Here is a 26,910-nt window from a genome sequence, read left to right as displayed (position 1 = left end):
CGCGAGGGTAAGGGCTGTGGTCAATTGCAAAATAAAAGGCTCTAAGTATGGGGACTTAGAGCCTTTATAAGCCATCTGTTGGATCGTTCAACCGATCATTTATCTCTTAACTGATCGGCATTAGCCTCAGGCTCCTTTTTCACTTTCAATCACTTGCTCCAGCGATACCGGGTGCAGCTTCACACACACGCCGCCGGATTTAAAGGCAACGGTTGGGTTGGCAATGCGCTCCCCTTCGCCTGCAGGCGAACTCAGTTTCACTTTCACACCGAGCGTTTCCAGTTCGCTCCAACGCGCTTTCAGCGATGGGAAAGTTGCAAACACATCTTCCAAAAATGATTCCGGCGTCGTCGCCGTAGAGGGGATCACCCACTCTGCATGTTCCCACCCTTCCTGCGGATAGGCTTTGTCACCCGGGTATGGCAGCTCCACGCAATCCGTTTCCCAATCACCAAACACCCTTGCCTGCGACGCTTTGATCACCACGATTGGACGGCCATTAATCACATTTACCGAACGCTCCTCGCCACAGGTCAACCACTGCTGATGCAGGGATTTCGCGGCTTCCAAGCTGTTCACCCGAAGCGCAATGTGGTCTGCTTTGTAAGCAGATAAATCGAGTTCGAGTGTCTGCAACAGTGCGTCTATGCGGCGGGCAAATTCAGGTAATGATGCATCCAGCGATGCGACAGATATCTGGGACATGATTTCTCTTTACAACAACACGGTTCGCCGCAATGTAACATCCTGACTTCCTTTGTGCACGATACCGGTACAGCCTCGTCTCGTGAATGCTATGAATTACGCCTATTTCATTGGAATCCGCTTTCAAACGGTCTCCGTTTGTGGGTATTATTACCGCTAACTTTCCGCACCGTATCTGGTGTTTGAAACTCAGTATTAAAGCCGTCAACCATGCCCAGCACATTCATGCAACACGCTCGGTATTGTTGACGGATTTTTGCTTTAGCAAGTTCAGTTGACCCGGCGCTGTCTTAGTCGGGTGCAAAATTAAGGTAAGCAAGTGAATATTCAAGCCCTTCTCAATGAAAAAGTCGCTGCAGCTATGGTTGCTGCCGGCGCACCGGAAGGCAGCCCAGCGGCTGTTCGTCAATCAGCGAAAGCGCAATTTGGTGACTACCAAGCCAATGGCATCATGGGTGTTGCCAAACAACTGGGTTGCAACCCGCGTGAATTCGCGCAGAAAGTATTGGATGTTCTGGACCTGGATGGCATGGCTGCAAAAACGGAAATTGCAGGCCCTGGCTTTATCAATATCTTCCTGAGCCCAGAGTGGCTGTCGGCGCAAGCAGATGCAGCGCTGGCAGACAGCCGTTTGGGTGTCGCGCAAGCTGAAAAACAAAACATCGTTGTTGACTACTCAGCACCAAACGTAGCGAAAGAAATGCACGTTGGTCACCTGCGTTCAACCATCATCGGCGATGCAGTTGTACGTACCCTTGAGTTTTTGGGTCACAACGTGATTCGTGCCAACCACCTGGGTGACTGGGGTACGCAGTTCGGCATGCTGATCGCAAACCTTGAGCGCCATGAAGCACAAGGCGGCGATATTTCGATGGATCTGAGCGACATCGAAGGCTTCTACCGCGAATCAAAAGCACTGTACGACGAAGACGAAGAGTTCGCGAAAACTGCGCGTAACTACGTGGTTCGTCTGCAAAGCGGCGACGAGTACTGCAAAGAAAAATGGCAGCAACTGGTTAAGATCACTTTGGAGCAAAACCAGCGTAACTATGACCGTCTGAACGTATCCCTGACCGATAAAGACGTGATGGGTGAAAGCATGTACAACAGCATGCTGGCTGGCATCGTCGAAGATCTGAAAGCAAAAGGTCTGGCGGTAGAAGACGACGGCGCAGTGGTTGTGTTCCTGGACGAGTACAAGAACAAAGACGGCGAGCCTATGGGTGTTATCATCCAGAAGCGTGACGGCGGCTTCCTGTACACCACCACCGATATCGCGTGTGCGAAATACCGCTACGAAACGTTCAACGCGGATCGCGTGCTGTACTTCATCGACTCACGTCAGCACCAGCACCTGATGCAGGCGTGGACCATCGTTCGTAAAGCGGGCTACGTGCCAGAGTCAATGAGCCTGGAGCACCATGCATTCGGTATGATGCTGGGTAAAGATGGCAAGCCATTCAAAACCCGTGCGGGTGGTACTGTTCGTCTGGCTGATTTGCTGGATGAAGCAGAAGTTCGCGCGAACAAGCTGATCGAAGAGAAAAACCCAAGCCTGTCTGCTGAAGAGAAAGCGAACATTGCTAACACAGTAGCAATGGCAGCGGTGAAATACGCTGACCTGTCTAAACACCGTACCACTGACTACGTGTTTGACTGGGACAACATGCTGGCGTTTGAAGGCAACACTGCGCCTTACATGCAATATGCTTACACCCGTGTGGCATCTATCTTCAACAAGGCCGGTATCGACATCAACAACATCGATGGCAAGATCATCGTTGAAGATGAAAAAGAAAAAGCGCTGGTTTCCAAACTGCTGCAATTTGAAGAAGCAGTGGATGGCGTTGCCCGTGAAGGTCAGCCACACATTATGTGTAGCTACCTGTTCGATCTGGCAGGCACTTTCTCTAGCTTCTACGAAGCGTGCCCGGTACTGAATGCTGAAGGCGAAACCAAGCAAAGCCGCCTGAAACTGGCTGCTCTGACTGCGAAGACCATCAAGCAGGGTCTTGATCTTCTTGGCATCAAAACGCTTGAACGTATGTAATCGCTAATAGATTTACGTGCTTGATCACAAAGCCCCGGCATTTTCCCCGGGGCTTTTTTATGCCTGCTGTTAAATCTTACGCCAGATGTCGTATGATTATTGATATACAAAACAGGTCAGGATGACGTCATGGGCGATTACGCATTTTTTGAAGCCACGCGTATTTTCAAGCGCGCTGTTCCGCTGATGGTAAAGTATAAAGTGCCGACCACTCCTCATTACTTTTCACTTTGGTACACCTACTGCGCGCAAACCTATCCCCAGTTAAATCAAGCGGTAGATGATACTGTCGAACGCTATGGCAGCTGCTCCGTCGCACAATGCGATTCACTGATTGAAACTTTTCTGCTGGACGATGCAAAAAAAGAAATGGATAGCTTCCGGCAAAAACTGGAATCACTGGCGGCTGACCTTGGCGACTCCATGGAACATACCGTCTCTGATACCAAAGAGTTCCGGGACATCCTGAGTTCTTCCGTCACCAAACTGGAAACCGCGAACAGCAATGCTTCAATCGGCAGCGAAGGGAAACAAGTCCTTCAGGAACTGATAACGGGCTCCCAGCAACTGCTCAATACCACCTCACAATATCAGCTCCAGGTTTCCAACCAACGCTCAGAAATTGACTTGTTGACACGCCAGCTTGAAGAGTACAAAAAGCAAGCGTCACACGATGCACTGACCGGTTGCCTCAACCGCCGGGAGTTCGATAAGCAGATTAACGACTGTATCGAGCAGCACACGCCTTTCAGCCTGCTTCTGGCTGACATTGATCACTTTAAATCCTTCAATGATGAATACGGGCACCAGATGGGTGACAAGGTATTAAAGATCGTGGCGCAAAAGCTGATGCAGGTCATTGGAACAGCAGGCTCAGTCTTTCGCTATGGCGGTGAGGAATTTGCCGTTATCGCACCAGGAAGTTCACAGAAGTCAGCGTATTTGCTTGCGGAAAAAGCACGGGTATCTCTGGAAAGGCTTTCAGTGACAGACAAACGAACCGGGCAGAAGATCAACTCTATCACTGCCTCGTTTGGTGTTGGAGAGCGTTGTGCCGGGGAAGATAAGAACGTGTTGATCACCCGTACTGACGATGCGCTTTACAATGCCAAAACCCAGGGCCGGAACCGCGTTATGCCGCTTTGTCGCTGAGCACCGCGTTAATGTTCAATTTTCGCCCCGCCACCTGCCAGCCATTGCAGTTCCTTTTCGGTCGATAAGCGGCCCAGGGCAGCATTCCGGTTAGGATAACGGCCAAAACGTTTGATGATGTCAAAGTTGTTTCTGGCGTGGCGGTAAATATTTTCAAACAAACCCGCTTCATCCTGCGAGACCGACTCGCACAGCTGGCTGTAACGGAACAAGGCCTCTTCCTGATCTTCAATATGCTCTGAGTGCTGAAGCGGCATATAGAAAAAGGCGCGCTGTATCGGCTGAAGGGTCAGATCCTGCCCGCTGGCCAACCCGCGTTTACAGACAGCAAGGGAAAACTCATCGTAACGGAATGCCGCACTGAGTCCGCGGTAGATTCGGCGGCTGAACTGGTCAAGTAGAATGATCATCGCCAGTGTGCCTTGGGGCGTAGATAGCCACTGCGACATTTTCCCCTCGCCGGCCATACTGACATGTGGCAGAAAATGCTCTCGGATATACGCATCGCTTTCATCACAACCTTGAAACCATAACGCCTGCAACGTATCACCCGCTTCGGGCGCCTCAGCATCACCAAACCAATAATCCAGCACTTCGATATAGTCCATTCACGCCTCACGAACTCGTACATGGTCGTCTTTATTTTAGCCTAAACGCTAAACTGCCAAGGCGTTGTCCAATCGCAGACAGAGCGCCGCTTTTGTGACTATGACAAGGTATTTACGCAAACGCCTCCTGCCAGTTTGAGCAAGAGTTTTAGCTTTGTCATTGGTTTACTTTTCCGGGAATTCGCAGTAGTTTGGCAAAACTTAAATAAACCAGAGAATAACAATGGCATTTGCACTCCATCCACGATTGGAAGCAGATACAACATGGCTGGGAGACCTTCCTCTTTGTCGTGTATTGCTGAGTAAAGAAGACATCGGCCCCTGGCTTATCCTCGTCCCTAAAGTCGATGGGATCACTGAACTGCATCATTTGAGTGAGCAAGACCAGCAGCAGTTCATGCGCGAATCCTCCCTTATTGCCTCCCGACTGGAACAATTTGCCTCACCCGACAAAATCAATATTGGTGCGCTGGGGAATATGGTGCCGCAACTGCATGTCCATCACATTGCCCGATTCCAGACAGACATTGCCTGGCCAGGACCAGTTTGGGGAAATACACACGGTATCGTCAGACACGAACTGTCCCAGATTGAAGCGGCAGAAAAATGGCGTGCCCATTTAGATGAAATTGCCGACTTTACAGTGGCAGGATAAAGAAAAAGCGGTCTTTTCAGACCGCTTTGTTCATGACAGGACAGTGATCCCTAATTGATCGTCTACCCAAAGGTAGCGCTTTTCTACCCGTCCCCGGGATTCAGAGACGGTGATCTTAAGCTTGCCACGCTTCACCCAAGCCGCCAGCATGGCATCAACTCCATCCTCAGAAAGCGCAAACTGCTTGGCAAGTTCACTTGCCGAACACTGGGGGTGAGCGATGACATAGTCTTTCAGCTCGGTCAGGATCATACGGCTGCAGCCCTAAGCCTGTTATTCAGACGCGCAGAGTGCTTCAGGCTGAAGATAGCCCCCAGCATGAGCGCCATACTGATCGCCACCCACATTGCACTGGCTACCGGCGACGACATAAAAGTCAGCACTTGATAACAAACCGTGGCAGAAACGACCGCCAGCAACATGGTCCAGCTTGCGATGAATACGGCATAAGGACGGCCAAATTCACGGACATAGGCCCCCATGGCTGCAACACACGGGGTGTATAGCAAAATAAAGACCAGGTAGGAGAACGCGCTCGCTGCCGTAAAGTTCAGACTGAGATTAGCAAAAATGCTCATATCCACGCCCTGCTCTTCTGCTACTGCAGCCTTATCCGGTAGGTTGCCAACATCCAGGCCCAGCGGGTCGACAAAGTTCAATCCCAACAGGTTTTCCGGAATCGTCAGTACAGCGTCGTGCAGGCTGTTCATAAGGTTGTATGGCGCATCATTTTCTGTCGCTGTTGTGGCATACAGGTTGTTCAGCGTACCTACGACGGCTTCTTTTGCGAAAATACCGGTAATAATACCCACCGTCGCCTGCCAGTTATCTTCCTGAATCCCCATTGGGCTGAATACTGGCGTGATAGTCTGAGCAACTTTCGCTAACACGGATGAGTCTGAATCCTGGTGACCGAAAGAACCGTCGGTGCCGACCGAATTCATGAAGCTCAACAGAGTAACAACCACAACAATCGTTTTGCCTGCGCCCAGTACAAAACGCTTCAGCTTGTGCCATGTCTTCAGTACTACGTCTTTCAGACGCGGCCACTCATAACGTGGCATTTCCATCAACAAAGCTTCACTGTCCCCTGGAAACAGAACTTTGCGCATGACCATGCCGGTAAATACCGCCATCACGATTCCCAACAGATAAAGAAGGAAAACAATGTTCTGGCCGTTATCTGGGAAAAATGCCGCTGCAAACAGCGCGTAAACCGGCAAACGGGCGCCACAGGACATAAACGGTGCCATAGCAGCAGCGAGTCGGCGTTCACGTTCCTGATCCAGCGTACGTGTCGCCATGATTGCCGGTACGTTACAGCCAAAACCAAGTACTAGAGGGACAAATGCCTTGCCTGGCAAACCGATTTTCTGCATCGCTTTATCCAGCACAAAGGCTGCACGCGCCATGTAGCCCGAGCTTTCCAGCAGTGACATAAAGAGATAAAGACAGGCAATAACCGGAATAAAGGTCGCGACAGTCTGAATGCCGCCACCAATACCGTCTGCAATAATAGTGACCAACCAGACAGGCAAATGGCTGTCGAGAAGGTAGTGGCCGCCATCCACCAACAGCGCACCGGTACTGATATCAAAGAAGTCGATGAACGCACTGCCGATGTTAATGGAGAACATAAACATCAGGTACATCACAGCAAAGAAAATGGGGATACCGAGGTAGCGGTTGAGTACGACGTTATCAATAGCATCTGTCACGCGCGCTTTTAAAGGCACAATTTGGCGTTTACTCTTGTGGCAAATATCGGCAACGTCAGAATAGCGTACGTCCGCTACAGTCAAGTCAATATCATGCCCGGTTAGGGTTTGATTGGTTGCATTCAGGCATTGCTTGACCGGGTCAGGCACCTGATGGATGAGCGCCTGATCACCACAAAGCAGACGGATAGCGGCAGCACGTGTGTAGGTATAACCCGCAGCTTTCAATGCGTCGCCCAGTGTATCGATAGCTGCTTCAAGAGGTTCGCCATAGTGAAGCTGTAGCGGTGTGCTTTCTTCTCTATTATTCAGCACGTCATTCAGCGCAGACTTAAAGCTGTCAACGGAAGCCGGTGACGTTGCCGTAACGGTGAGCACACGACAACCCAAAAGCTCAGACAAAACCTCAGTATCAATGCGGAAACCGTGTTTTTCTGCAATGTCCATTTTGTTGAGAACAACAACCATAGGCCGTCCCAACTCCCTGAGCTGAAGTGTCAGGTAGAGGCTTCGTTCAAGGCTGCCTGCATCAACGACATTGATGATCAGATCACTTGGCAGAGAAAACAGCGCGGAAATAGCAATAGACTCATCCAGGCTATTTTCACCATCTGCATTGTCGAGGGTATAAATGCCCGGCAAATCTGTCAGCGAGCATTGTTGATTGCCCAGATCCGCCTGACCGGTCTTTTTATCAACCGTCACGCCCGCCCAGTTACCAATCTCCTGCTTACCACCGGTCAGGCGATTAAACAGCGTGGTTTTTCCTGAGTTTGGATTACCAACGGTAAGTACTTGCTTATTGCTCATGCGGTGAAACCTCAACCTGCTCAGCCAGACTCAAACGCAGCGCGATGTCACATCCACGGACACGAAGCTGCAGGGGATCGCCCATTGGCGCATAACGCACAATACTGACATCGGTATCAGGCAGCAGTCCCATTGCCATTAGCCTTTTACGCGGAAGCGTTGGAACGTTTGAAAGAGAGATAACCCGCCCCGACATTCCCGGTTTTAGCTCACTAAGCTTCATAACCTCAACCCAAATGAGAATCATATACATTTACAATGAAGAGTATTGCAAAATGTTACTGGAATAAAGTTGTTTTTGATCAACAAAAACGGCACTTCCAGCGATTACTCAACCGGGAATGATTTTACCCTCTCGTCAATTTCGTCAAAAAAAACGTTAACTTCGTTAAAAGCCATCAAACCAAAGCAGCCTGTAGCACGAGTCCCTCCCCGAACAAGCTGAACTAACATCACGGGATTTTTAGGCAAAATCGTTAAAACAAGGATATTCAGTGGAATAAGTGGCGAACTTTTTTCGACAGAGAACAAAAAAAGGAACCCATTTTCATTGAAATGAAATGTTGGCGGGAAATTACTATCGCTCAGGAAGCGAAAATCGGTTTAATGAATCCACGTTAATTGAAACGAATTCCAGACGGTGTGTGGTCACCCACACACCTCCGGCAGCAAGCGAAGGTGTCTTTGACGCCCGTGGTATGGTCTGGCGACTATACCACGCTCTTTTTTTTCTCTTCCAAGGCTTCACACCCATCCCTAAACTGCGACGGCGTTACGCCAAATCTTGCTTTAAAAGACTTGGTAAAGTACGACGGTTCGTTGAAACCACAAGACACGGCAACATCGGTTATTTTATCCCCCTGACACAGCATACGTTTGGCATTTTCCAAACGCGTGGCAATAAGCAGGTCTTTAAAGGTGGCATTAAACTCCTGACGGAAACGACGCTGTAGACTCCGCTCTGACGAGTAAAGCGTTTTGGCCAATATGGCCAGCGAATAGTCAGGATCATGGAAGTTATACTGAATCTCACTCAGCACGCTCCTTGCCCAGGTTTCGCTGTCTTTTTGCGTCTGGACACCGGCCACCGCCGCTTTATCCGGTGTGGATTCGTCATATTCAACTTCAGCGTCAAAGCACTCTATGAACTGTTGGGTTTGCACCAGAACATTGCTGCGGCATACATCTGATTGCTGCTTGTCTATTACCGCGACTTTGCGGTGAACCGTGCTTCTCAACTGCCGGTTTTGTTCACGAACAGCCGCGTGTTTACGGCGGTAAGAAGCGATTAGCATCAACGCAAAGAGCAACAACAATGCCACCATGACGCCTACCCGCTCATACCATGAAGACTTGACCTGGATACGCATCAGTTGGAATTCAGCCGTTTCTTTGGCTCCTTCTTTGAGTTTAATCAACAGGGTATAGTCCCCGGACTCAAGCGCACTGAAAACCAGCCGGTGGTCTTTTGTCGCATACCATTCGCTGTGACTTTCGCCTTCAAGGCGATAGACAACCTCACTGAATTGATTGAAAGGCAATTGTCCAACCTCAACCATCAGGGATGCACCATTGGGCACCTCAAGCGGCTCAGTAGGAGAAATATTGAACCGCCAGGGATGTCCATTGAGATGAATAGCGCCGGTGGTCGGATTGTGCCGTTCTCCCGACATCATTATCTCTAACACCGGCAGCGGTATAGAAAACACGCCTTCGTCCCCGGCCATAATCATTCGGTTGTTGTCGGTTGTGCAGGCATAGTGGCGCGACGAAAGGTGATTGCGGTGTTTGATTTGTGGGGCAAAACTTAGCGCTTCTGTTTCAGTTCCGACGGCATAAGTCCCCATATTGGTAATCGCAAACACCTGAGCATTTGACGCAGTAAGACATGTCACAACTTCTTCAGTTCTGCCCGAAAAATGAAAAGCAGAGCTCATTTCCCCGGCGCCACCATATTTAAAGATCCCCTTGCTCGTCGCTAACCAGAGCGTACTTGCATTGATGGCGTGTAAAGAGTTGACCCTGCCTACATCTTCGCGACTAAGCGTGGGGACAAAGCGTCCATCGAAGTAGAGATAGAGACCGTTTGTGGTACCGAGCCATGTGCCTTTTTCATCCATATCAACAACGGACGTCAGACTGGTATCAATGCTTCCAGCCCAGTCATTGCCAAAATCAATGACTGTTTCCGTACTTGGCCAAAACCGGTAAAGGTTAGCTCCTGACGAGATCCAAAGCGAATGGCTGTCACTGATGATTGCGTCGACCGCCAACCGCTTTAACTTAACGGGTAGTATCCGGTCAATGGGCTGGAGTGTTTGCGGATTATATCCCCTCAGCCCTGATGCTGACCCAATCCAAAGGATGTCATTCAGCACCGCCATACTTTCCACCTCTACATCGAGTTTTACCGATTGCAAAGGGCTCAAATCGCTATTCAGTGTCACCAGCTTGTAACGCGCAGCAACAAGATATTTATCACGCCAGGGAACCAACGCAGAAAACTCTTCATCGTTCCTGTTTGGTGACAAAGCATAGAGAGGGAAGCGGAGAATGTCCTGAGCCATTGGAGGCCGGAAATTCAGCCCCGATTCGGTAGCAATCCAAAGCTCTCCCTTGTCACTCAGTTCGATATCGGAAACATACCTTCCTGAGAAGCTGAAACGGTCATCAAATTTACCGTCGATTGGCATGAATTCCCCGGTCTGCCCAAGGTGTGCTTTCCCCAAATACAATCCCGCGGAGGTGGCAGCCCAAACCCCTTCCTGGTTCACTTCAATATCGAACACCGGCAAGGTTGGCAGATAGGTAGCGACTAAAATCCCGTCGTCATAGCGTGCCAGTCCGTTGGTTGAACCAACCCAGATGGTATCGCCATAGGCGCGGGCAATCGTCACATCCAACGTACCAAGCATGAGGATATCCTGGCCATTATTTAATGAGAACAATTTGCCATCGTAGAGCCCGAGCACAGAATCATAGCCATTGAAAAGGCGCTCATAGGCTTTCTCACTGACTTTTTCTGCACTTAGGGTTTCTGCTGATATACGGAAAGTCGCATTCGCCGTTGTGACATAAAGCGAGTGGTTATCATGTGCCAGATCCACCGCAGCCCCTGGTAACGGTACCGTTTTAAACTGGTTACTATCGTTTGAGTAGATTTGCAATTGACCGTCTGTGAGCTGCCAGAACGAAGATTGGAATGAGGCAATCTGCATGACAGGGGTAACGCCAGACTTAGTGAATGCATTCATGTTGTGGTAATGGATACCGTCGTAATAGCTGACTTTGCCATCACTATCCAATAACCAAACACCCTTATTTTCGACATACTCAATGTCTTTAAACTTCCCGGTTGCGTTGGCGCTTGAATAGGGGAAGGTATAAAAAAGAGGGGATGCGAATGTTGTGGTGGCAAAAAATACCATCACCAGGTAAAAGCAGGCTCTAAATTGTGCAAGCAAAGAGAACAGAAAAGACAACATAATTATGTTTGATATGGGTTGTTGTCGTTCTATTCTCCCCACTTTTACCTTGCAGCTAACTGTTCAGGTGCGCATATGCGATCGATATCACTTGATGATACAAAAGCGAGTACCATATGCATTCTCTGCTATTTGGGCGTTTCACAGTCTTCGTGCATTGGCGGTTATGCTCACTTTGTAAAGCACGCGGTATAACTTTGACCCAGAGCGTTGAGAAAGTCTGCATAGTGATTTTTTTTCAGCGTCAGGTTTTTCGCCATCGGATCCAACAATACAACGTTTGCATTGGTACCGTTGACCAATGATTCCACCATCGCAGGGTTATATTGCGGCTCGCTGAACACACAACTTGCTTGCCCGTCTTTGATCGCATTGCGGATTTTCACTAAGGTCTTGGCTCCCGGTTTTCTGTCAGGATTGACAGTAAGGTGACCAAGAGGCTTCAGACCAAAGCTTTTTTCAAAGTAGCCGTAGGCATCGTGAAATAAGAAATACCCCCCTTTCGGAGATTGAGCCAACTGCTGCGCTATTTTTGTTGATGCGTCATCAACTTGCCCATTAAACAGGTTGAGGTTTTCGGTATAGGCATCTTTATGTTCAGGGTCGAGATGGACTAGGTTTTCATATACAGCACGGGCAACCACTTTGGCTTGCTCCGGCCCCAACCAGATATGACCATCAATCCCTTCGTGGTCATGATCATGTCCGTGATGGTCATGATCGGATTCATTGCCATCGTAAGAGAGCACCGGCATGCCAGGGAAGTCCGTTAACCTCACCGCGTTGTCGGCGTTTTCCAATGTGTTACTTAAAAACAGCTCCATCTCAGGCCCTACCCAGAATACCCGGTCTGCTTGGCGCAGTTTCTTCACATCAGAGGGTTTCAGTGAGTAGTCATGTGGGGATGCGTTGTCCGGCAACAGCACATCCACGGTTGCATTGTCACCAGCGATGTCCTTTGCAATAAGGCCAATCGGCTTGATAGTGGTCACCAGGTAAGGTGCTGCCGAAGCGTAAAAAGGGAAGGTCAACAATAGGGCAATAATGAGACGATTAATCAGTCTAGTCATAATGGGTTCCATCTGGCGACATTTTCAAAATCCATGAAATGTTATATTATAACATTTCATTTTTAAACACCGTGTTCAAATTATGTCCACACCTCTAATTACGCTTAACAACGTTTCAGTGGTATTTGACGAAAGAAACGTGCTTGACCGCGTCTCTTTCTCACTGTCCCGCAATAAGATCACAACGCTGATTGGCCCCAACGGAGCAGGTAAATCAACGCTGGTAAAAACCGTGATTGGCCTTACCCGTCCAACGGAAGGGTCGGTTGAGCGTATAAAAGGACTTAAGGTCGGTTATGTCCCGCAGAAACTGCAGTTGAACCCAAGCCTGCCACTCACGGTCGAGCGTTTTTTGAAACTCTCTCCACTGGCAAATGCCAATACACTTGATGAAGCCCTTCAATTGGTCAACGCCAGACATTTGCTCCACAGCAACATGCATACCCTGTCCGGGGGGGAAACCCAGCGTGTTTTACTTGCCAGTGCGTTGCTGAAAAAGCCGGATCTACTGGTTCTTGATGAGCCTGTTCAAGGGGTGGATGTCGCTGGTCAACTGGAACTTTACAGTCTGATTGCCCGCCTCAAAGAAATGCTGCATTGCGGCGTACTGATGGTATCCCATGACCTACATCTGGTCATGGCAAAAACGGATGAGGTTATTTGTCTGCAGCACCATATTTGTTGTTCCGGTGAACCCGAAGCCATTTCATCACACCCAGAATATGTTGCTCTGTTTGGAAGACGGGAGAGCGAACAACTCGCTCTGTATCATCACCACCATAACCACGACCACGACTTATCCGGCCACCCTGTTGGGCCATGCCAACATGGAGCGCATAAAGATGTTTGAATTTCTGGCAATACCGCTTCTCGCAGGTATTTGTATCGCAGCTACTGTTGGCCCTCTCGGCTCATTCGTGGTCTGGCGTCGCATGGCCTACTTCGGTGACACACTGGCACATGGTTCTCTGTTGGGTTTGGCACTTGGCTTTATGCTGCAAATCAACCTTAATCTGGCACTGATTGTGACCTGCTTGGTGATTGCAGCCCTTTTGGTCGGCCTACAACGCAAGAGCACAGTATCAACCGATACCTTGCTCGGTATCATAGCCCATACCTCTTTGTCTCTGGGGTTAGTGTGTATCAGCTTTGTTGACGATTTGCGTGTCGACTTAATGGCATATTTGTTCGGTGATTTGTTGTCAGTCACCACGGCAGATCTTGGATGGATTGCCGCAGGCTGTGCTGCGGTCTCTTTGCTGCTGTACCGTCTATGGACGCCACTTCTGGCCATTACGGTGAATGAAGAAATGGCGCGTGTCGACGGTTACGATGTCGACAAATTAAAACTTGTCCTTATGTTACTGGTGGGATTAGTGATTGCCGTGGCGATGAAGTTTGTCGGGGCGCTGATAATCACATCATTGATGATCATACCGGCAGCAACAGCCCGCCGCTTCTCAAAAAGCCCTGAACAGATGGCTATCAAGGCAAGCCTGATTGGTGTGTTATCCGTATTGGGTGGTATTTCGTTATCATGGTTTGAAGACACCCCCGCCGGCCCTTCCGTTGTCGTAGCCGCGGGCGCCCTGTTCTTTCTGAGCTATTTACGCAAACAGGATGCTTAATCGCTTTCCTAAAAAACAAAAAAACCGCTCATTGAATGAGCGGTTTTTTTACATTTGGGCGGTATGTTTACCAGCCAGTACGCTGACGAAGCGCCTTGCCGATATCAGCCAAGCTTTTAACCGTCGTGACACCTGCGGCTTCCAGTGCTGCGAATTTATCTTCCGCCGTCCCTTTACCACCGGAAATGATCGCACCAGCGTGACCCATGCGTTTACCCGGAGGCGCTGTAACACCAGCAATATAAGAAACCACAGGCTTAGTGACGTGATCTTTGATGTACGCAGCCGCTTCTTCTTCCGCGGTACCACCGATTTCACCGATCATCACAATTGCTTCAGTTTCAGGGTCTTCTTCGAACAATTTCAGGATGTCGATGAAGTTAGAACCCGGAATTGGGTCACCACCGATACCTACACAGGTTGATTGGCCGAAACCTTCATCGGTCGTTTGCTTAACCGCTTCATAAGTCAGTGTACCTGAACGCGATACGATACCGACTTTACCTGGCTTGTGGATGTGACCCGGCATGATACCAATCTTACATTCCCCAGGAGTGATAACGCCCGGGCAGTTTGGACCGATCATGCGAACGCCAGCTTCATCCAGCTTCACCTTCACTTCCAGCATATCCAGCGTTGGGATACCTTCAGTGATAGTCACAATCAGCTCGATACCTGCGTCGATCGCTTCAAGAATCGCATCTTTACAGAATGGAGCCGGTACATAGATAACGGTTGCTGTCGCGCCAGTCGCTTCTACAGCTTCTGCAACGGTGTTAAACACCGGCAGACCAAGGTGGGTAGTGCCACCCTTACCTGGAGAAACACCACCAACCATTTGTGTGCCGTAATCAATCGCCTGCTCAGAGTGGAAAGTACCCTGACCACCGGTGAAGCCCTGACAAATGACTTTGGTATCTTTGTTGATCAAAACAGACATTATTTACCCTCCGCTGCAGCAACAACTTTCTCTGCTGCTTCAGTCAGTGAGGTCGCAGCAATAATGTTCAGGCCTGACTCAGCCAGTTTCTTCGCGCCAAGCTCCGCGTTGTTACCTTCAAGGCGAACAACGACAGGGATTTTAACGCCAACTTCTTCAACAGCACCGATAATACCGTCTGCGATCAGGTCACAGCGTACAATACCGCCAAAGATGTTTACCAGAACGGCTTTAACTTTGTCGTCAGAGAGGATAATTTTGAATGCTTCTGTTACGCGCTCTTTTGTCGCACCGCCACCAACATCCAAGAAGTTTGCAGGGCTACCGCCATGCAGGTTTACGATGTCCATGGTACCCATTGCAAGGCCCGCACCGTTTACCATGCAACCGATGTTGCCATCCAGCGCAACATAGTTCAGTTCCCATTGCGCAGCATGTGCTTCGCGTGGGTCATCTTGCGTTGGGTCGTGCATTTCACGGATTTTTGGCTGACGGTATACCGCGTTGCTGTCGATAGACAGTTTGGCATCCAGACAGTGCAGGTTACCTTGGTCGGTAATAACCAGAGGGTTAACTTCAACCAGTGCAACATCACGCTCGATAAACAGTTTTGCAATACCCATGAAAATCTTGGTGAATTGCTTGATTTGGTCGCCTTGAAGGCCCAGTTTAAACGCCAATTGACGGCCTTGGTATGGTTGAGGACCAACCAATGGATCGATAGCGGCTTTGTGGATCAGCTCTGGCGTCTCTTCCGCCACTTTCTCGATTTCCACACCACCTTCTGTTGATGCCATGAAAACAACGCGACGAGAGCCACGGTCTACAACCGCACCCAGGTAAAGTTCTTTCGCAATATCAGTGCAATCTTCAACCAGGATTTTGCTTACCGGCTGACCGTTCGCGTCTGTTTGATAAGTAACCAGGTTTTTACCCAGCCAGTGTTGAGCAAACTCTTTGATTTCTTCTTTGGTTGTTACCAGCTTAACGCCGCCGGCTTTACCACGACCACCTGCGTGGACCTGACATTTAACAACCCACTTGTCACCGCCCAGTTTTGCTGCAGCTTCTGCGGCTTCCTGAGGTGTGTCGCATGCATACCCTTCAGAGACGGGCAGTCCGTATTCAGCAAAGAGCTGTTTTGACTGATATTCGTGCAGATTCATGATGTTCTATCCGTGTCTATTTCCGTTTTATAGGTTTGATTTTTTTGCTTTCCACACAGGGGGCTCCAGCCCCCTGTTTTTCGGCAGACGCCGAGCTGCTAATTAAACGTCAAGCAGCAGACGTGTTGGGTCTTCTAAAAGCTCTTTTACAGTCACCAGGAAGCCAACAGACTCACGTCCGTCGATCAAACGGTGGTCGTATGAAAGAGCAAGGTACATCATCGGTAGGATTTCGACTTTGCCATCAACCGCCATTGGGCGATCCTGGATTTTGTGCATACCCAGAATTGCGGCTTGCGGTGGATTGATAATTGGTGTCGACATCAGTGAACCAAACACACCACCATTAGTAATGGTGAAGTTGCCACCAGTAAGCTCCTCAACGGTCAGCTTGCCATCGCGGCCTTTGATTGCCAGTTCTTTGATGCCTTTTTCAATTTCAGCCAAGCCCAGACGATCGCAATCACGCAATACTGGCGTTACCAGACCACGAGGCGTTGACACTGCCATGCTGACATCAAAGAAGTTGTGATACACGATGTCATCACCATCAATTGACGCGTTCACTTCTGGGTAGCGTTTCAGCGCTTCAACGACTGCTTTCACATAGAAAGACATGAAACCCAGGCGAATACCGTGACGCTCTTCGAATACATCTTTGTATTGCTTACGAATGTCCATGATTGGCTTCATGTTCACTTCGTTGAACGTGGTCAACATCGCCGTGCTGTTTTTCGCTTCCAGCAGACGCTCTGCAACACGCTTACGAAGACGTGTCATTGGCACACGCTTCTCACTGCGGTGACCCAGAGCTGGCGCTTCTTCTTTTGCAGCAGCTGGGGCAGCGGCTTTAGTGCCACCGTTTTTCAAGAACGCGTCAACGTCTTCACGGGTGATACGACCGCCCACACCAGTGCCTTTAATTTGCTCTGGAGTCAGGTCGTTTTCAGCCAGAAGACGACGAACCGCAGGGCTCAGTGCATCGTTTGACTCTTCACTCAAAGAAGCGGTGTGACGCTTATCCGGAGATGCTTCAGAAGATGCTGGCACATCTTTCGTTGGCTCGCCTGCTACTGCGCCTGGCTTCAACTTGGCCAGAAGCTGTTTAGACAGGACTGTAGCCCCTTCTTCTTCAAGAATGGCTTCCAAAACACCGTCGTCAGGTGCAGGAACTTCCAGTACAACTTTATCCGTTTCAATATCTACCAGCACTTCGTCACGGCTAACCGCATCACCTGGTTTCTTGTGCCATGTCGCGACTGTTGCATCAGCAACAGACTCAGGAAGGTCGGGAACCAGAATTTCGATTGTCATTGTGTTTAATTCCTTAACTTTCTAGTTCTTAATTCAGGGTAAGCGCGTCTTCTATCAACGCCTTTTGTTGTTTTAAGTGTACCGACATGTAACCAACCGCCGGCGACGCTGAAGCCGCACGGCCTGCGTAACTCAAGGTGGCATCTGCCGGGATTGCCAATCGGAAATTGTGCTGGCTACTGTACCAAGCGCCCTGGTTTTGGGGCTCTTCCTGACACCATACAAAGTCTTTGGCGTTGACGTATTCGCTGATCGCTGCCTGCAAATCCTCTTTCGGGAATGGATACAACTGCTCAATACGAACAATGGCGACGTCTTTGATTTCTTCCTTACGACGGGTTTCAAGCAGGTCGTAGTAAACCTTGCCTGAACACATCACAACACGTTTAACCGCTTTTGGATCCAGCTCGTCAATCTCGCCGATTGCTGGTTGGAAATTGCCGTTTGCCAGGTCGTCCAGAGTAGAGGTACACAGTGGATGACGCAGCAGGGATTTTGGCGACATTACAATCAAAGGACGGCGCATTGGACGGAACACCTGACGACGCAACATGTGGTATACCTGCGCCGGTGTTGACGGCACGATAACCTGCATGTTTTGCTCAGCGCAAAGCTGCAAGTAGCGCTCCAAGCGTGCAGATGAGTGTTCTGGTCCCTGCCCTTCATAGCCGTGTGGCAACAACATTGTCAGGCCACACATACGGCCCCACTTTTGTTCGCCAGAGCTGATGAACTGGTCGATAACCACCTGAGCACCGTTGGCAAAGTCACCAAACTGCGCTTCCCAGATGGTCAGGCCACCTGGCTCTGCTGTTGCATAACCGTATTCAAACGCAAGTACGGCTTCTTCTGACAAGACGGAATCGAAGACCTGGAAAGGCCCCTGTTTGTCATGAATATTCGACAGTGGAATGTAGGTGCTCGCATCGTTCTGGTTGTGCAGTACAGAGTGACGATGGAAGAAAGTACCACGGCCAGAATCCTGACCTGAAATACGGATACGCTTGCTCTCATCGACGATGGTTGCGTATGCCAAGGTTTCCGCCATACCCCAATCCAGCGCCTTTTCGCCATTTACCATGGCCTGACGATCGGTATAGAGCTTATTAACGCGGCTGTGAAGTTTGTGGCTTTCCGGGTATGTACAAATGCGCTTGCCCAGTTCAACCAAACGCTGCATATCAAAAGTATGCGGCCACTCTACAGTCCAATCATGTCCAAGATAAGGAGACCAGTCGACAGAGTGCAGTGCCATCGGACGGTATTCTTTCACCACACACTCGCCGTGATCCAAGGCATCACGGTATTCGTTAACCAGCAGCGTCGCCTTCTCTAAATCGGCAACACCTTCGCCATCCAGCACATCTGCATAGATCTTGCGAGGTGTAGGATGTTTCTTGATCTTCTGGTACATCAAAGGCTGAGTCGCATTTGGCTCATCTGCTTCGTTATGACCGTGTCGGCGATAACAAACCAGATCAATCACCACATCACGTTTAAACTCGTTGCGGTAGTCCAGTGCTAGTCGGGCAACAAACGCGACCGCTTCAGGATCATCTGCATTGACGTGGAAAATCGGAGCCTGCACCATTTTCGCGATGTCAGTACAGTATTGGGTCGAGCGGGTATCGTGCGGGTTGGATGTTGTAAATCCAACTTGGTTGTTGACCACAATGCGGATGGTGCCACCCACTTTGTAACCACGCGCCTGAGACATGTTGAACGTCTCTTGCACCACACCCTGACCCGCAATTGCAGAGTCACCGTGAATTGTGATTGGCAGTACTTTTGAACCGTTCTTGTCACCAAGGCGATCCTGACGGGCGCGGACAGAGCCCATGACAACAGGGTTCACGATTTCAAGGTGTGAAGGGTTAAAAGCCAGCACCAGATGAACATCACCACCAGGTGTTGCAAAGTCACTGGAGAAACCTTGGTGGTATTTAACGTCACCGGTACCCCAGGTTTCATCGTGCTTGCCGGCAAACTCATCAAACAGCTCTGAGGGTTTTTTACCCAGCACGTTGACCAGCATGTTCAGACGACCGCGGTGAGCCATACCCACCACGACTTCGCGAACGCCGTTTGCACCAGAGTGACGAATAATTTCCTTCACCATTGGGATCAGTGCATCACCGCCCTCAAGCGAGAAACGCTTTGCGCCCGGGAACTTTGCCCCTAGGTAACGCTCGAGACCTTCAGCCGCAGTCAGCTCTTCCAGCAACGTGATTTTTTCATCGCTTGAGAACTTTGGTTGACCGACGACGGACTCTAAACGCTGTTGAATCCAGCGTTTTTCTTCCGTATCGGTAATGTGCATGTATTCTGCACCGATCGCGCCGCAATACGTTTTCGTTAGTGCGTCATAGAGATCAGCGAGTTTCATGCTCTCTTGCCCAATAGCAAAAGAACCGACATTGAAGGTTTCTTGGAAATCGTCTTCGTTTAAATTGTGAAAAGCAGGATCCAGGTCAGGCACGCGATCACGCAGCCAAAGACCAAGAGGGTCCAGATTTGCTTGTTGATGTCCACGGAAACGGTAGGCGTTGATAAGTTGAAGAACTTTAACCTGTTTCGCGTCGACGTCGGGGTCACTGACTGAGGCACTGAAATGCGCTGTCTCGGTTGCAAGTCTGCGGAAATAGTCACGAACTCTTGAGTGCGGTTGCTCTGGTGCGTTGCCATTAATTACAGGCAAACCATCAAATACTGCTCGCCATTCGCTATCTACAGACTCGGGGTCACTGAGGTACAGTTCGTAGAGATCTTCTACGTAAGTTGCATTGGCGCCAGCCAAATGAGAAGACTCAATCCAAGCCTTCATCACGCCATTTTGCATTGTTATCCCTTAACCACTTAGTTTTTATGTTGCTACGACCGGAGGTTAACCGGCGTTCCTTTTAAGCTCCCTAAAACGGGAGCTTAAATCTTAAGTTATTGTAGGTACAGAAGCCGATATTACACAGCGCGTTTTAATAGCATTGAGCGAATATGGCCGATTGCTTTCGTCGGATTTAACCCTTTAGGACAAACATTTACACAGTTCATAATACTATGGCAACGGAAAACACTAAAAGCGTCGTCCAGATCTGATAAACGTTCGTCGGTTGCAGTATCACGGCTATCGATAAGCCAACGGTACGCTGCCAACAAGCCCGCAGGGCCAACGAATTTGTCAGGGTTCCACCAGAATGATGGGCACGAAGTGCTGCAACATGCACACATGATGCACTCGTACAGACCATCGAGGTGCGCACGGTCATCCGGAGATTGCAGATTCTCACGTGCTGGTGGTGTACTGTCGTTAATAAGGTACGGTTTAACACGCTCATAGTTCTGGTAGAACTGAGTCATATCTACAATCAGGTCACGTACTACTGGCAGGCCAGGCAAAGGACGGATCACGATGCTGGATTTGTCAGTGAGTGCTGAGAGCGGAGTAATACACGCCAGACCGTTCTTACCGTTCATATTGATGCCGTCAGATCCACAGACACCTTCACGACACGAGCGACGGAACGCCAACGAAGGATCTTGCTCTTTCAGCAAGATAAGTGCATCGAGCACCATCATGTCTGAGCCGTCCGGCACTTCCAGCGTATAGCCTTTCATGTGTGGCGCGTCATCAACATCAGGGTTGTAACGATATACAGAAAAATTGAGTTTCATAATCTTCTACCTCCCTTAGTAAGTACGCGCTTTCGGCGGGAATGCTTCACGATGAACAGGCTGCATATTTACATCACGCTTGGACATCGCTTCAGTTTCCGGATTGTAGATGGTATGACACAACCAGTTCGCATCGTCACGATCTTGGAAGTCAAAGCGTGCATGGGCGCCACGGCTCTCTGTGCGGTAGTTTGCAGCCACTGCGGTAGAAAACGCGGTTTCCATCAGGTTGTCCAACTCCAGACATTCGATGCGCTGGGTATTGAACTCCATAGACGTGTCATCCAAACGGGCTTCTTTCAGACGCTCGCGGATAACTTTCAGCTCTTCCAGGCCTTTAGCCATAGCTTCGCCTTCACGGAAGACTGAGAAGTTGTTCTGCATACATGATTGCAGGTCTTTGCGGATTTGAACCGGATCTTCACCTTTCTGGGTTGTGTTCCAGCGATTCACACGAGCCAGAGACGCTTCAATGTCGGACTCAGACGCATCACGTGCTTCAACTTGGGCTGCTAGGGTTTCACCCAGATGCAGACCCGTTGCGCGGCCAAAGACCACAAGGTCGAGCAGCGAGTTACCACCCAGACGGTTTGCACCGTGTACAGATACGCTTGCGATCTCACCACATGCAAACAGACCTTGTACTTCTACGTCATTACCGTTGGCGTCTTGTTTCAGCGCCTGACCAGAAACCTGTGTTGGCACACCACCCATCATGTAGTGACAGGTTGGAATAACTGGGATTGGTTCTTTGACAGGATCTACGTGTGCAAAGGTGCGTGACAGCTCAAGAATACCCGGCAGACGCGCTTCAAGCACATCTTTACCCAGGTGATCCAGTTTCAGCTTAATGTGTGGACCCCATGGACCATCGCAACCGCGGCCTTCGCGGATTTCCACCATCATTGAGCGGGCAACCACGTCACGACCAGCCAGGTCTTTCGCGTTTGGCGCGTAGCGCTCCATGAAACGTTCGCCGTCTTTATTAAGAAGATAACCACCTTCACCGCGACAGCCTTCAGTCACCAGTACACCTGCACCGGCAATACCTGTCGGGTGGAATTGCCACATTTCCATGTCTTGCATTGGTACGCCAGCACGCAACGCCATGCCCACGCCGTCACCGGTGTTGATATGAGCGTTGGTAGTGGATTGATAGATACGACCCGCACCACCTGTCGCCAGTACCGTTGCTTTGGCTTTGAAGTAGCAAATCTCGCCACTTTCCATGCACATTGCTGTTGCACCAACCACTGCACCATCTTGGTTTTTCACCAAATCCAGCGCGTACCACTCAGAGAAGATAGTGGTTTTATTCTTGATGTTCTGCTGGTAGAGGGTGTGTAGTAGCGCGTGACCGGTACGGTCAGCTGCCGCTGCAGTTCGTGCAGCCTGCTCGCCACCAAAGGCTTTTGATTGACCACCAAACGGGCGCTGGTAAATGCTGCCGTTTTCGAAACGGGAGAATGGCAGCCCCATTTTCTCAAGCTCAATGATTGATTGAGGCCCTGTTTTACACATGTACTCAATGGCGTTTTGGTCACCGATGTAATCAGACCCTTTGACGGTGTCATACATGTGCCATTCCCAGTTGTCTTCATGGGAGTTACCGAGAGCAACGGTAATACCACCCTGCGCAGACACTGTGTGAGAACGGGTTGGGAATACTTTAGACAGCAGAGCGCAAGACAGTCCCTGCTCAGAAATTTGCAGTGCAGCGCGCATACCTGCACCGCCCGCACCAATCACAATTGCGTCGAATTCTCTTACTGGAATACTCACTTACACACCCCACAATACAAAAAAGCCAGTCAATAAATAGACAAACAGCAGCGCCACAATGCCGAATTGCATGAATGCTCGGACCATGGTCGGTTTAATGTAGTCAGTAAGCACTTGCCACATACCAATCCATGCGTGAATCAAGATGCAGATCAATGCCAACATGGTGAATACTTTGTTGCTTGTCTGTGCCCAGAACAGGATCCAGTTTTGGAAAGTCAGTTCTGGGCCGAACGCAAAAAAGCCCACCATATAGAGGGTGTAAAGGGTCATAATAATGGCAGTCGCACGGAGCAGGAGCCAATCATGGATTCCATTTCTGCCAAGTGAAGATACGTGTCCTACCATACTAAAATCCCCGCTAATACAGAAAGCACAGCAGTGATACCAAAGGCAACACGCGCGCTTTGTGAACCTGACTCAAGCTCTTCGAAATACTTCATATCCATCAACAAGTGGCGGATACCACCGACGATGTGATACGCCAATGCCGTGAGGATGCCCCACAACACAAACTTGGCGAAGAAACTGTTAACGATGTCAGATGCCGCTTCAAAGCCGCTCTGGGATGATAGTGACAGGCTTAACAGCCACAGAAGAATGGCAACAGAAATAAAGGTGATGACGCCCGATACTCGGTGCGTGATAGACGCTATCGCTGTGATAGGGAAGCGAATGGTCTGGAGGTCGAGGTTTACCGGTCTTGGCTTTTTTACTTTCACGATATGGCCCACTCAGCTCCATTGAGCAAATTATAGTTATTACACTCTCTGGAATCACATCTCGCGGAAAGCGCCAGACCTACAACATCTTTAGTTACGTTTTCGACCGCCTTTGCTTATAACTGCAATTCACGAACCGATTTACGCAGAGAAAGTATCGATTTGAGCCCCGAAACGCTCCGGCTTTGAGTAATATCCAGAGACCTGCGCAGAGTATATGCCCCGTAACATTTAAACACAAACCAATAAAATTGACGGAAATCCCGAAACAGAGCATTAACTTATTGCGTACACAAATTTGATACTTGCGCACACCCAACAAAGTTCACTTGAGCAGTTTGACAAGTTCAACGGCGATCGGTACAACATCGATGTCCATATCCGGGATTGGATTATAAAATAACAAAGGAGAATGTTATGGCAGACAAGAAAGCTACCCTACATATCGAAGGGAAAGCGCCAATCGACCTGCCGATCAAAGGGGGCACAATCGGTCCGGAAGTGATCGATGTTCGTGCATTAGGGGCAAATGGATATTTCACTTTTGACCCTGGTTTCGTTGCAACTGCGTCGTGTGAGTCACAAATTACATATATTGATGGCACAGCAGGCGTTTTATTGCACCGCGGCTACCCGATTGATCAACTAGCCAATAACGCTGACTATTTGGAAGTTTGTTACATCCTGTTGTATGGGGAAGCCCCAACCCGCAGTCAATACGAAGAATTCCGTCGCATTGTTACCCGTCACACCATGGTTCACGAACAGATCGCGAGCTTCTTCCATGGTTTCCGTCGTGATGCCCACCCAATGGCGGTCATGGTGGGTGTGGTTGGCGCACTGGCTGCGTTCTATCACGATTCTTTAGACATCAACAACGATACACACCGTGAAATCACTGCGTTCCGTCTTCTGTCGAAGATGCCTACGCTGGCAGCGATGTGTTACAAGTACTCGATTGGTCAACCGTTCATCTATCCACGCAATGATCTGGATTATGCAGAAAACTTCCTGCACATGATGTTCGCAACGCCTGCAGAAGAGTATGAAGTAAACCCTGTAGTCGCGCGTGCTATGGACAAAATCTTCACCCTGCATGCAGACCACGAACAAAACGCATCGACGTCTACAGTGCGTTTGGCTGGTTCTTCTGGTGCTAACCCATTTGCCTGCATCGCTGCAGGTATTGCATCTTTGTGGGGTCCTGCACACGGTGGTGCAAACGAAGCCTGTCTGAAGATGCTGGAAGAGATTGGTTCTGTCGAAAACATTCCAGAGTACATTGAACGTGCGAAAGACAAAGATGATCCATTCCGTTTGATGGGCTTTGGTCACCGCGTTTACAAGAACTACGACCCACGTGCTACGGTAATGAATGAAGCTTGTCACGAAGTGCTTGATGAGCTGAAGATCAATGACCCGCTGCTGGATGTTGCAATGGAGCTGGAAAGAATTGCGCTTTCTGACCCTTACTTCATCGAGAAGAAACTCTACCCGAACGTAGATTTCTACTCCGGCATTATCCTCAAAGCGATCGGCATTCCTGTGTCGATGTTTACCGTGATCTTTGCAATGTCGCGTACCATTGGCTGGATTGCGCACTGGAACGAGATGCATGGTGATCCGCAAAACCGCATTGGTCGTCCACGCCAGTTGTACACAGGCTACGACAAACGTGACTTCAAGCCGCTGAAAGACCGCGACTAATCACTGGATTGATGCAAAAACGCCGCAACGTGTTTGCGGCGTTATTTTATTTCTCGCAATCTGGCGCTAAACCGGATTATCAATATCGATAAAGGTCACGTTAAAGCCGTGTTCTCCGACCAGCCATTCACCCAGCGCTTTTACACCATAACGTTCTGTTGCGTGATGACCCGCAGCGAAATAATGAATACCCTGCTCACGTGATGAATAGGTTGTACGTTCGGAAATTTCACCGGAGATGAACGCATCCAGTCCGCGGTTTGCTGCCAAATCAATATAGTCCTGACCACCACCGGTGCACCACCCGACTGTTTTGATCATTACCTCTGAGCCGCCATCAATAAACAACGGCTTGCGCCCCAACACTTCTTCAATCCGCTCACTAAACGCTTCTGCCGTCAAAGGTGTATCCAGCTCACCATAAACCGCCACAGAGTTTGGATTGCCCACTTCCAAGCCGCCAAACTGGTCAATGCCAAGCAGTTTGCCAAGCTGCGCATTGTTTCCCACTTCAGGGTGCACATCCAAAGGTAAATGGTAAGCATACAAATTGATGCCACTTTCAATAAGCGCCTTGATTCGCTTGAACTTCATTCCCCTGATCGGTTCAGACTCGCCTCGCCAGAAGTAGCCATGGTGAACCAGCAGAGCATCTGCTTTCTGCGCGATTGCCGCATCAATAAGTGCTTGCGATGCAGTCACACCCGTAACGATATTCTTTACGTTCCCCTTCCCTTCTACCTGAAGTCCATTCGGGCAGTAATCTTTAATGGCAAAGGGTTTAAGATAATCATTGAGCAGGGATTCGAGTTCTAGGTTATTCATTGTTCTTCCTGAATCAGCCAGAGAGTTTTTGCCATTCTACCCAGCATAGCGATGCAGGTGAACCTCGTTTACGTTAAGCTCGCTTTATCACTCAATTTGCTGGTTTTTCAATGTTTGCAGACAGCTTGCAGGTAAAGCGGGATATTCAATGGATTCTAGGAGAACCCAATCTGCTGGAATTACCGCCCGTACGTAAGATCCCGGATGACTTCTGGGCATCCATTTCTTTCAATAGCTATCCGGAATATGAAGGTAGTGAGAGAATTGGCTTCTACTACCAGTGGTTAATACGACTGTGTATTGAACACAGTAAAAGTTACCAACTGGTCGCAGAGGAAATACAGGTTTTTCAGGATGGCAGAACATTGGGTGCGATTGATTTTATCGTGCGAAATCCCGCCGGAGAATTAGAACACTGGGAAGTCGCGGTAAAATTCTACCTCGCCTATGATCGCCAATGGTATGGCCCAAATGCAAAGGATTCACTGGCAAAAAAGTACCATAAAATGTGTTCGCATCAACTGGCAATGACCCGCACTGAAGCCTTCCAAATCCAATACCCGGATCTCACAATTACCCATCACCGAATATTGTTGCAAGGACGCTTATATCAAGGGCTTTGGTGTGATGAACCGAATGACTCAACGCCTGCCAACATCACCAATCACTGCTGTACTGGCAAGTGGTGCTATGCTGGGCAACTCCCTGAGATACCAACGTTATATCCCCTTCAGCGTATCCAGTGGATGACAGCACCAGTGCAAGACTTGTGCTCGCCTCTCAACATTCAAAACACTAAACGCCCGTTGCATTGTATTGATGATTCTGGTCAGTTCTGGTTCGTCGTCCCTGAGTCATGGCCTGACAGTGACTAGCATAAAAAACACCGCCGGAGCGGTGTTTT

At 49.4% G+C, this 26,910-nt stretch carries 23 protein-coding genes; 7 read left to right on the top strand and 16 right to left on the bottom strand.

What is annotated here, in order from left to right; genetic code table 11:
* Nucleotides 1-126 precede the first annotated feature (126 nt).
* Nucleotides 127-705, bottom strand: coding sequence for a VOC family protein (locus tag KU854_RS17430; protein WP_218359691.1), 579 nt, complete (start codon nt 703-705; stop codon nt 127-129).
* 319 nt (nt 706-1,024) lie between these two features.
* Here KU854_RS17430 and argS point away from each other — a divergent pair, with 319 nt between their 5' ends.
* Together argS and KU854_RS17420 are read left to right on the top strand one after the other, a co-directional pair.
* Nucleotides 1,025-2,755, top strand: a complete 1,731-nt coding sequence (argS, locus tag KU854_RS17425; RefSeq protein ID WP_218359690.1) for an arginine--tRNA ligase — start codon at nt 1,025-1,027, stop codon at nt 2,753-2,755.
* 129 nt (nt 2,756-2,884) lie between these two features.
* A complete protein-coding gene (locus KU854_RS17420; RefSeq protein WP_218359689.1) occupies nt 2,885-3,907 on the top strand; it encodes a diguanylate cyclase in 1,023 nt (340 codons plus the stop codon).
* Nucleotides 3,908-3,915: 8 nt separating this feature from the next.
* Here KU854_RS17420 and KU854_RS17415 read toward each other — a convergent pair whose 3' ends face one another.
* Nucleotides 3,916-4,515, bottom strand: a complete 600-nt coding sequence (locus KU854_RS17415) for a DUF924 family protein (RefSeq protein WP_054778779.1) — start codon at nt 4,513-4,515, stop codon at nt 3,916-3,918.
* 223 nt (nt 4,516-4,738) lie between these two features.
* On the opposite strand from KU854_RS17415, the gene KU854_RS17410 reads away from it, so the two are divergent.
* A complete protein-coding gene (locus KU854_RS17410; RefSeq protein WP_218359688.1) occupies nt 4,739-5,170 on the top strand; it encodes an HIT domain-containing protein in 432 nt (143 codons plus the stop codon).
* Between the two features lie 30 nt (nt 5,171-5,200).
* Here KU854_RS17410 and KU854_RS17405 read toward each other — a convergent pair whose 3' ends face one another.
* From KU854_RS17405 to znuA, 5 genes are all read right to left on the bottom strand, one after another.
* Nucleotides 5,201-5,422 carry a FeoC-like transcriptional regulator gene (locus KU854_RS17405; protein ID WP_218359687.1) on the bottom strand — a complete coding sequence of 74 codons (222 nt, stop codon included), beginning with the start codon at nt 5,420-5,422 and terminating at the stop codon, nt 5,201-5,203.
* A complete protein-coding gene (gene feoB / locus KU854_RS17400; RefSeq protein WP_218359686.1) occupies nt 5,419-7,698 on the bottom strand; it encodes a Fe(2+) transporter permease subunit FeoB in 2,280 nt (759 codons plus the stop codon). The genes KU854_RS17405 and feoB overlap by 4 nt, the downstream gene beginning before the upstream one ends.
* Nucleotides 7,688-7,921, bottom strand: coding sequence for a FeoA family protein (locus KU854_RS17395; protein WP_054778904.1), 234 nt, complete (start codon nt 7,919-7,921; stop codon nt 7,688-7,690). Before KU854_RS17395 ends, feoB begins: the two co-directional genes overlap by 11 nt.
* Nucleotides 7,922-8,408: 487 nt before the next feature.
* Nucleotides 8,409-11,003 (bottom strand): AraC family transcriptional regulator, encoded by a 2,595-nt coding sequence (locus KU854_RS17390; RefSeq protein ID WP_218359685.1) that lies wholly within the window; start codon nt 11,001-11,003, stop codon nt 8,409-8,411.
* Between the two features lie 350 nt (nt 11,004-11,353).
* Entirely contained in the window at nt 11,354-12,253 is a 900-nt protein-coding gene (znuA, locus tag KU854_RS17385) for a zinc ABC transporter substrate-binding protein ZnuA (protein ID WP_255555624.1), read from the bottom strand.
* Between the two features lie 82 nt (nt 12,254-12,335).
* Here znuA and znuC point away from each other — a divergent pair, with 82 nt between their 5' ends.
* Together znuC and znuB are read left to right on the top strand one after the other, a co-directional pair.
* On the top strand, nt 12,336-13,103 hold the full coding sequence (gene znuC, locus KU854_RS17380; RefSeq protein WP_218359683.1) for a zinc ABC transporter ATP-binding protein ZnuC: 768 nt from the start codon (nt 12,336-12,338) through the stop codon (nt 13,101-13,103).
* Nucleotides 13,096-13,881 (top strand): zinc ABC transporter permease subunit ZnuB, encoded by a 786-nt coding sequence (znuB, locus tag KU854_RS17375; protein ID WP_218359682.1) that lies wholly within the window; start codon nt 13,096-13,098, stop codon nt 13,879-13,881. Before znuC ends, znuB begins: the two co-directional genes overlap by 8 nt.
* A gap of 67 nt (nt 13,882-13,948) precedes the next feature.
* Here the strand turns inward: znuB and sucD are convergent, their stop codons facing one another.
* The 8 genes from sucD to sdhC form a co-directional block, all read right to left on the bottom strand.
* Entirely contained in the window at nt 13,949-14,821 is an 873-nt protein-coding gene (gene sucD, locus KU854_RS17370; protein ID WP_054778771.1) for a succinate--CoA ligase subunit alpha, read from the bottom strand.
* Nucleotides 14,821-15,987: an ADP-forming succinate--CoA ligase subunit beta gene (sucC, locus tag KU854_RS17365; protein ID WP_218359681.1), complete on the bottom strand. Its 1,167-nt coding sequence runs from the start codon at nt 15,985-15,987 to the stop codon at nt 14,821-14,823. Before sucC ends, sucD begins: the two co-directional genes overlap by 1 nt.
* Nucleotides 15,988-16,089: 102 nt before the next feature.
* Entirely contained in the window at nt 16,090-17,301 is a 1,212-nt protein-coding gene (gene odhB, locus KU854_RS17360) for a 2-oxoglutarate dehydrogenase complex dihydrolipoyllysine-residue succinyltransferase (RefSeq protein ID WP_218359680.1), read from the bottom strand.
* Nucleotides 17,302-17,329: 28 nt separating this feature from the next.
* On the bottom strand, nt 17,330-20,140 hold the full coding sequence (gene sucA, locus KU854_RS17355) for a 2-oxoglutarate dehydrogenase E1 component (RefSeq protein ID WP_218359679.1): 2,811 nt from the start codon (nt 20,138-20,140) through the stop codon (nt 17,330-17,332).
* Between the two features lie 119 nt (nt 20,141-20,259).
* Complete coding sequence (locus KU854_RS17350) at nt 20,260-20,970, bottom strand: succinate dehydrogenase iron-sulfur subunit (protein ID WP_218359678.1); 711 nt, start codon at nt 20,968-20,970, stop codon at nt 20,260-20,262.
* Between the two features lie 15 nt (nt 20,971-20,985).
* On the bottom strand, nt 20,986-22,752 hold the full coding sequence (gene sdhA, locus KU854_RS17345; protein WP_218359677.1) for a succinate dehydrogenase flavoprotein subunit: 1,767 nt from the start codon (nt 22,750-22,752) through the stop codon (nt 20,986-20,988).
* Nucleotides 22,753-23,100 carry a succinate dehydrogenase, hydrophobic membrane anchor protein gene (sdhD, locus tag KU854_RS17340; protein WP_218359676.1) on the bottom strand — a complete coding sequence of 116 codons (348 nt, stop codon included), beginning with the start codon at nt 23,098-23,100 and terminating at the stop codon, nt 22,753-22,755.
* Nucleotides 23,094-23,486, bottom strand: a complete 393-nt coding sequence (gene sdhC / locus KU854_RS17335) for a succinate dehydrogenase cytochrome b556 subunit (protein WP_054778768.1) — start codon at nt 23,484-23,486, stop codon at nt 23,094-23,096. The genes sdhD and sdhC overlap by 7 nt, the downstream gene beginning before the upstream one ends.
* Nucleotides 23,487-23,891: 405 nt before the next feature.
* Here sdhC and KU854_RS17330 point away from each other — a divergent pair, with 405 nt between their 5' ends.
* Nucleotides 23,892-25,181: a citrate synthase gene (locus KU854_RS17330; protein ID WP_054778767.1), complete on the top strand. Its 1,290-nt coding sequence runs from the start codon at nt 23,892-23,894 to the stop codon at nt 25,179-25,181.
* A 66-nt stretch (nt 25,182-25,247) separates the two neighbouring features.
* Here the strand turns inward: KU854_RS17330 and KU854_RS17325 are convergent, their stop codons facing one another.
* Nucleotides 25,248-26,006: a Nif3-like dinuclear metal center hexameric protein gene (locus tag KU854_RS17325; RefSeq protein ID WP_218359675.1), complete on the bottom strand. Its 759-nt coding sequence runs from the start codon at nt 26,004-26,006 to the stop codon at nt 25,248-25,250.
* Nucleotides 26,007-26,116: 110 nt separating this feature from the next.
* On the opposite strand from KU854_RS17325, the gene KU854_RS17320 reads away from it, so the two are divergent.
* Nucleotides 26,117-26,881, top strand: a complete 765-nt coding sequence (locus KU854_RS17320; protein ID WP_218359674.1) for a DUF1853 family protein — start codon at nt 26,117-26,119, stop codon at nt 26,879-26,881.
* Nucleotides 26,882-26,910 lie beyond the last annotated feature (29 nt).

The sequence above is a fragment of the Enterovibrio paralichthyis genome (assembly GCF_019209835.1).
Classification (GTDB): Bacteria; Pseudomonadota; Gammaproteobacteria; order Enterobacterales; family Vibrionaceae; genus Enterovibrio; species Enterovibrio paralichthyis.
The sequence above is the reverse complement of the archived record's forward strand: the minus strand, read 5'-3'. Positions and strand labels throughout refer to the sequence as shown.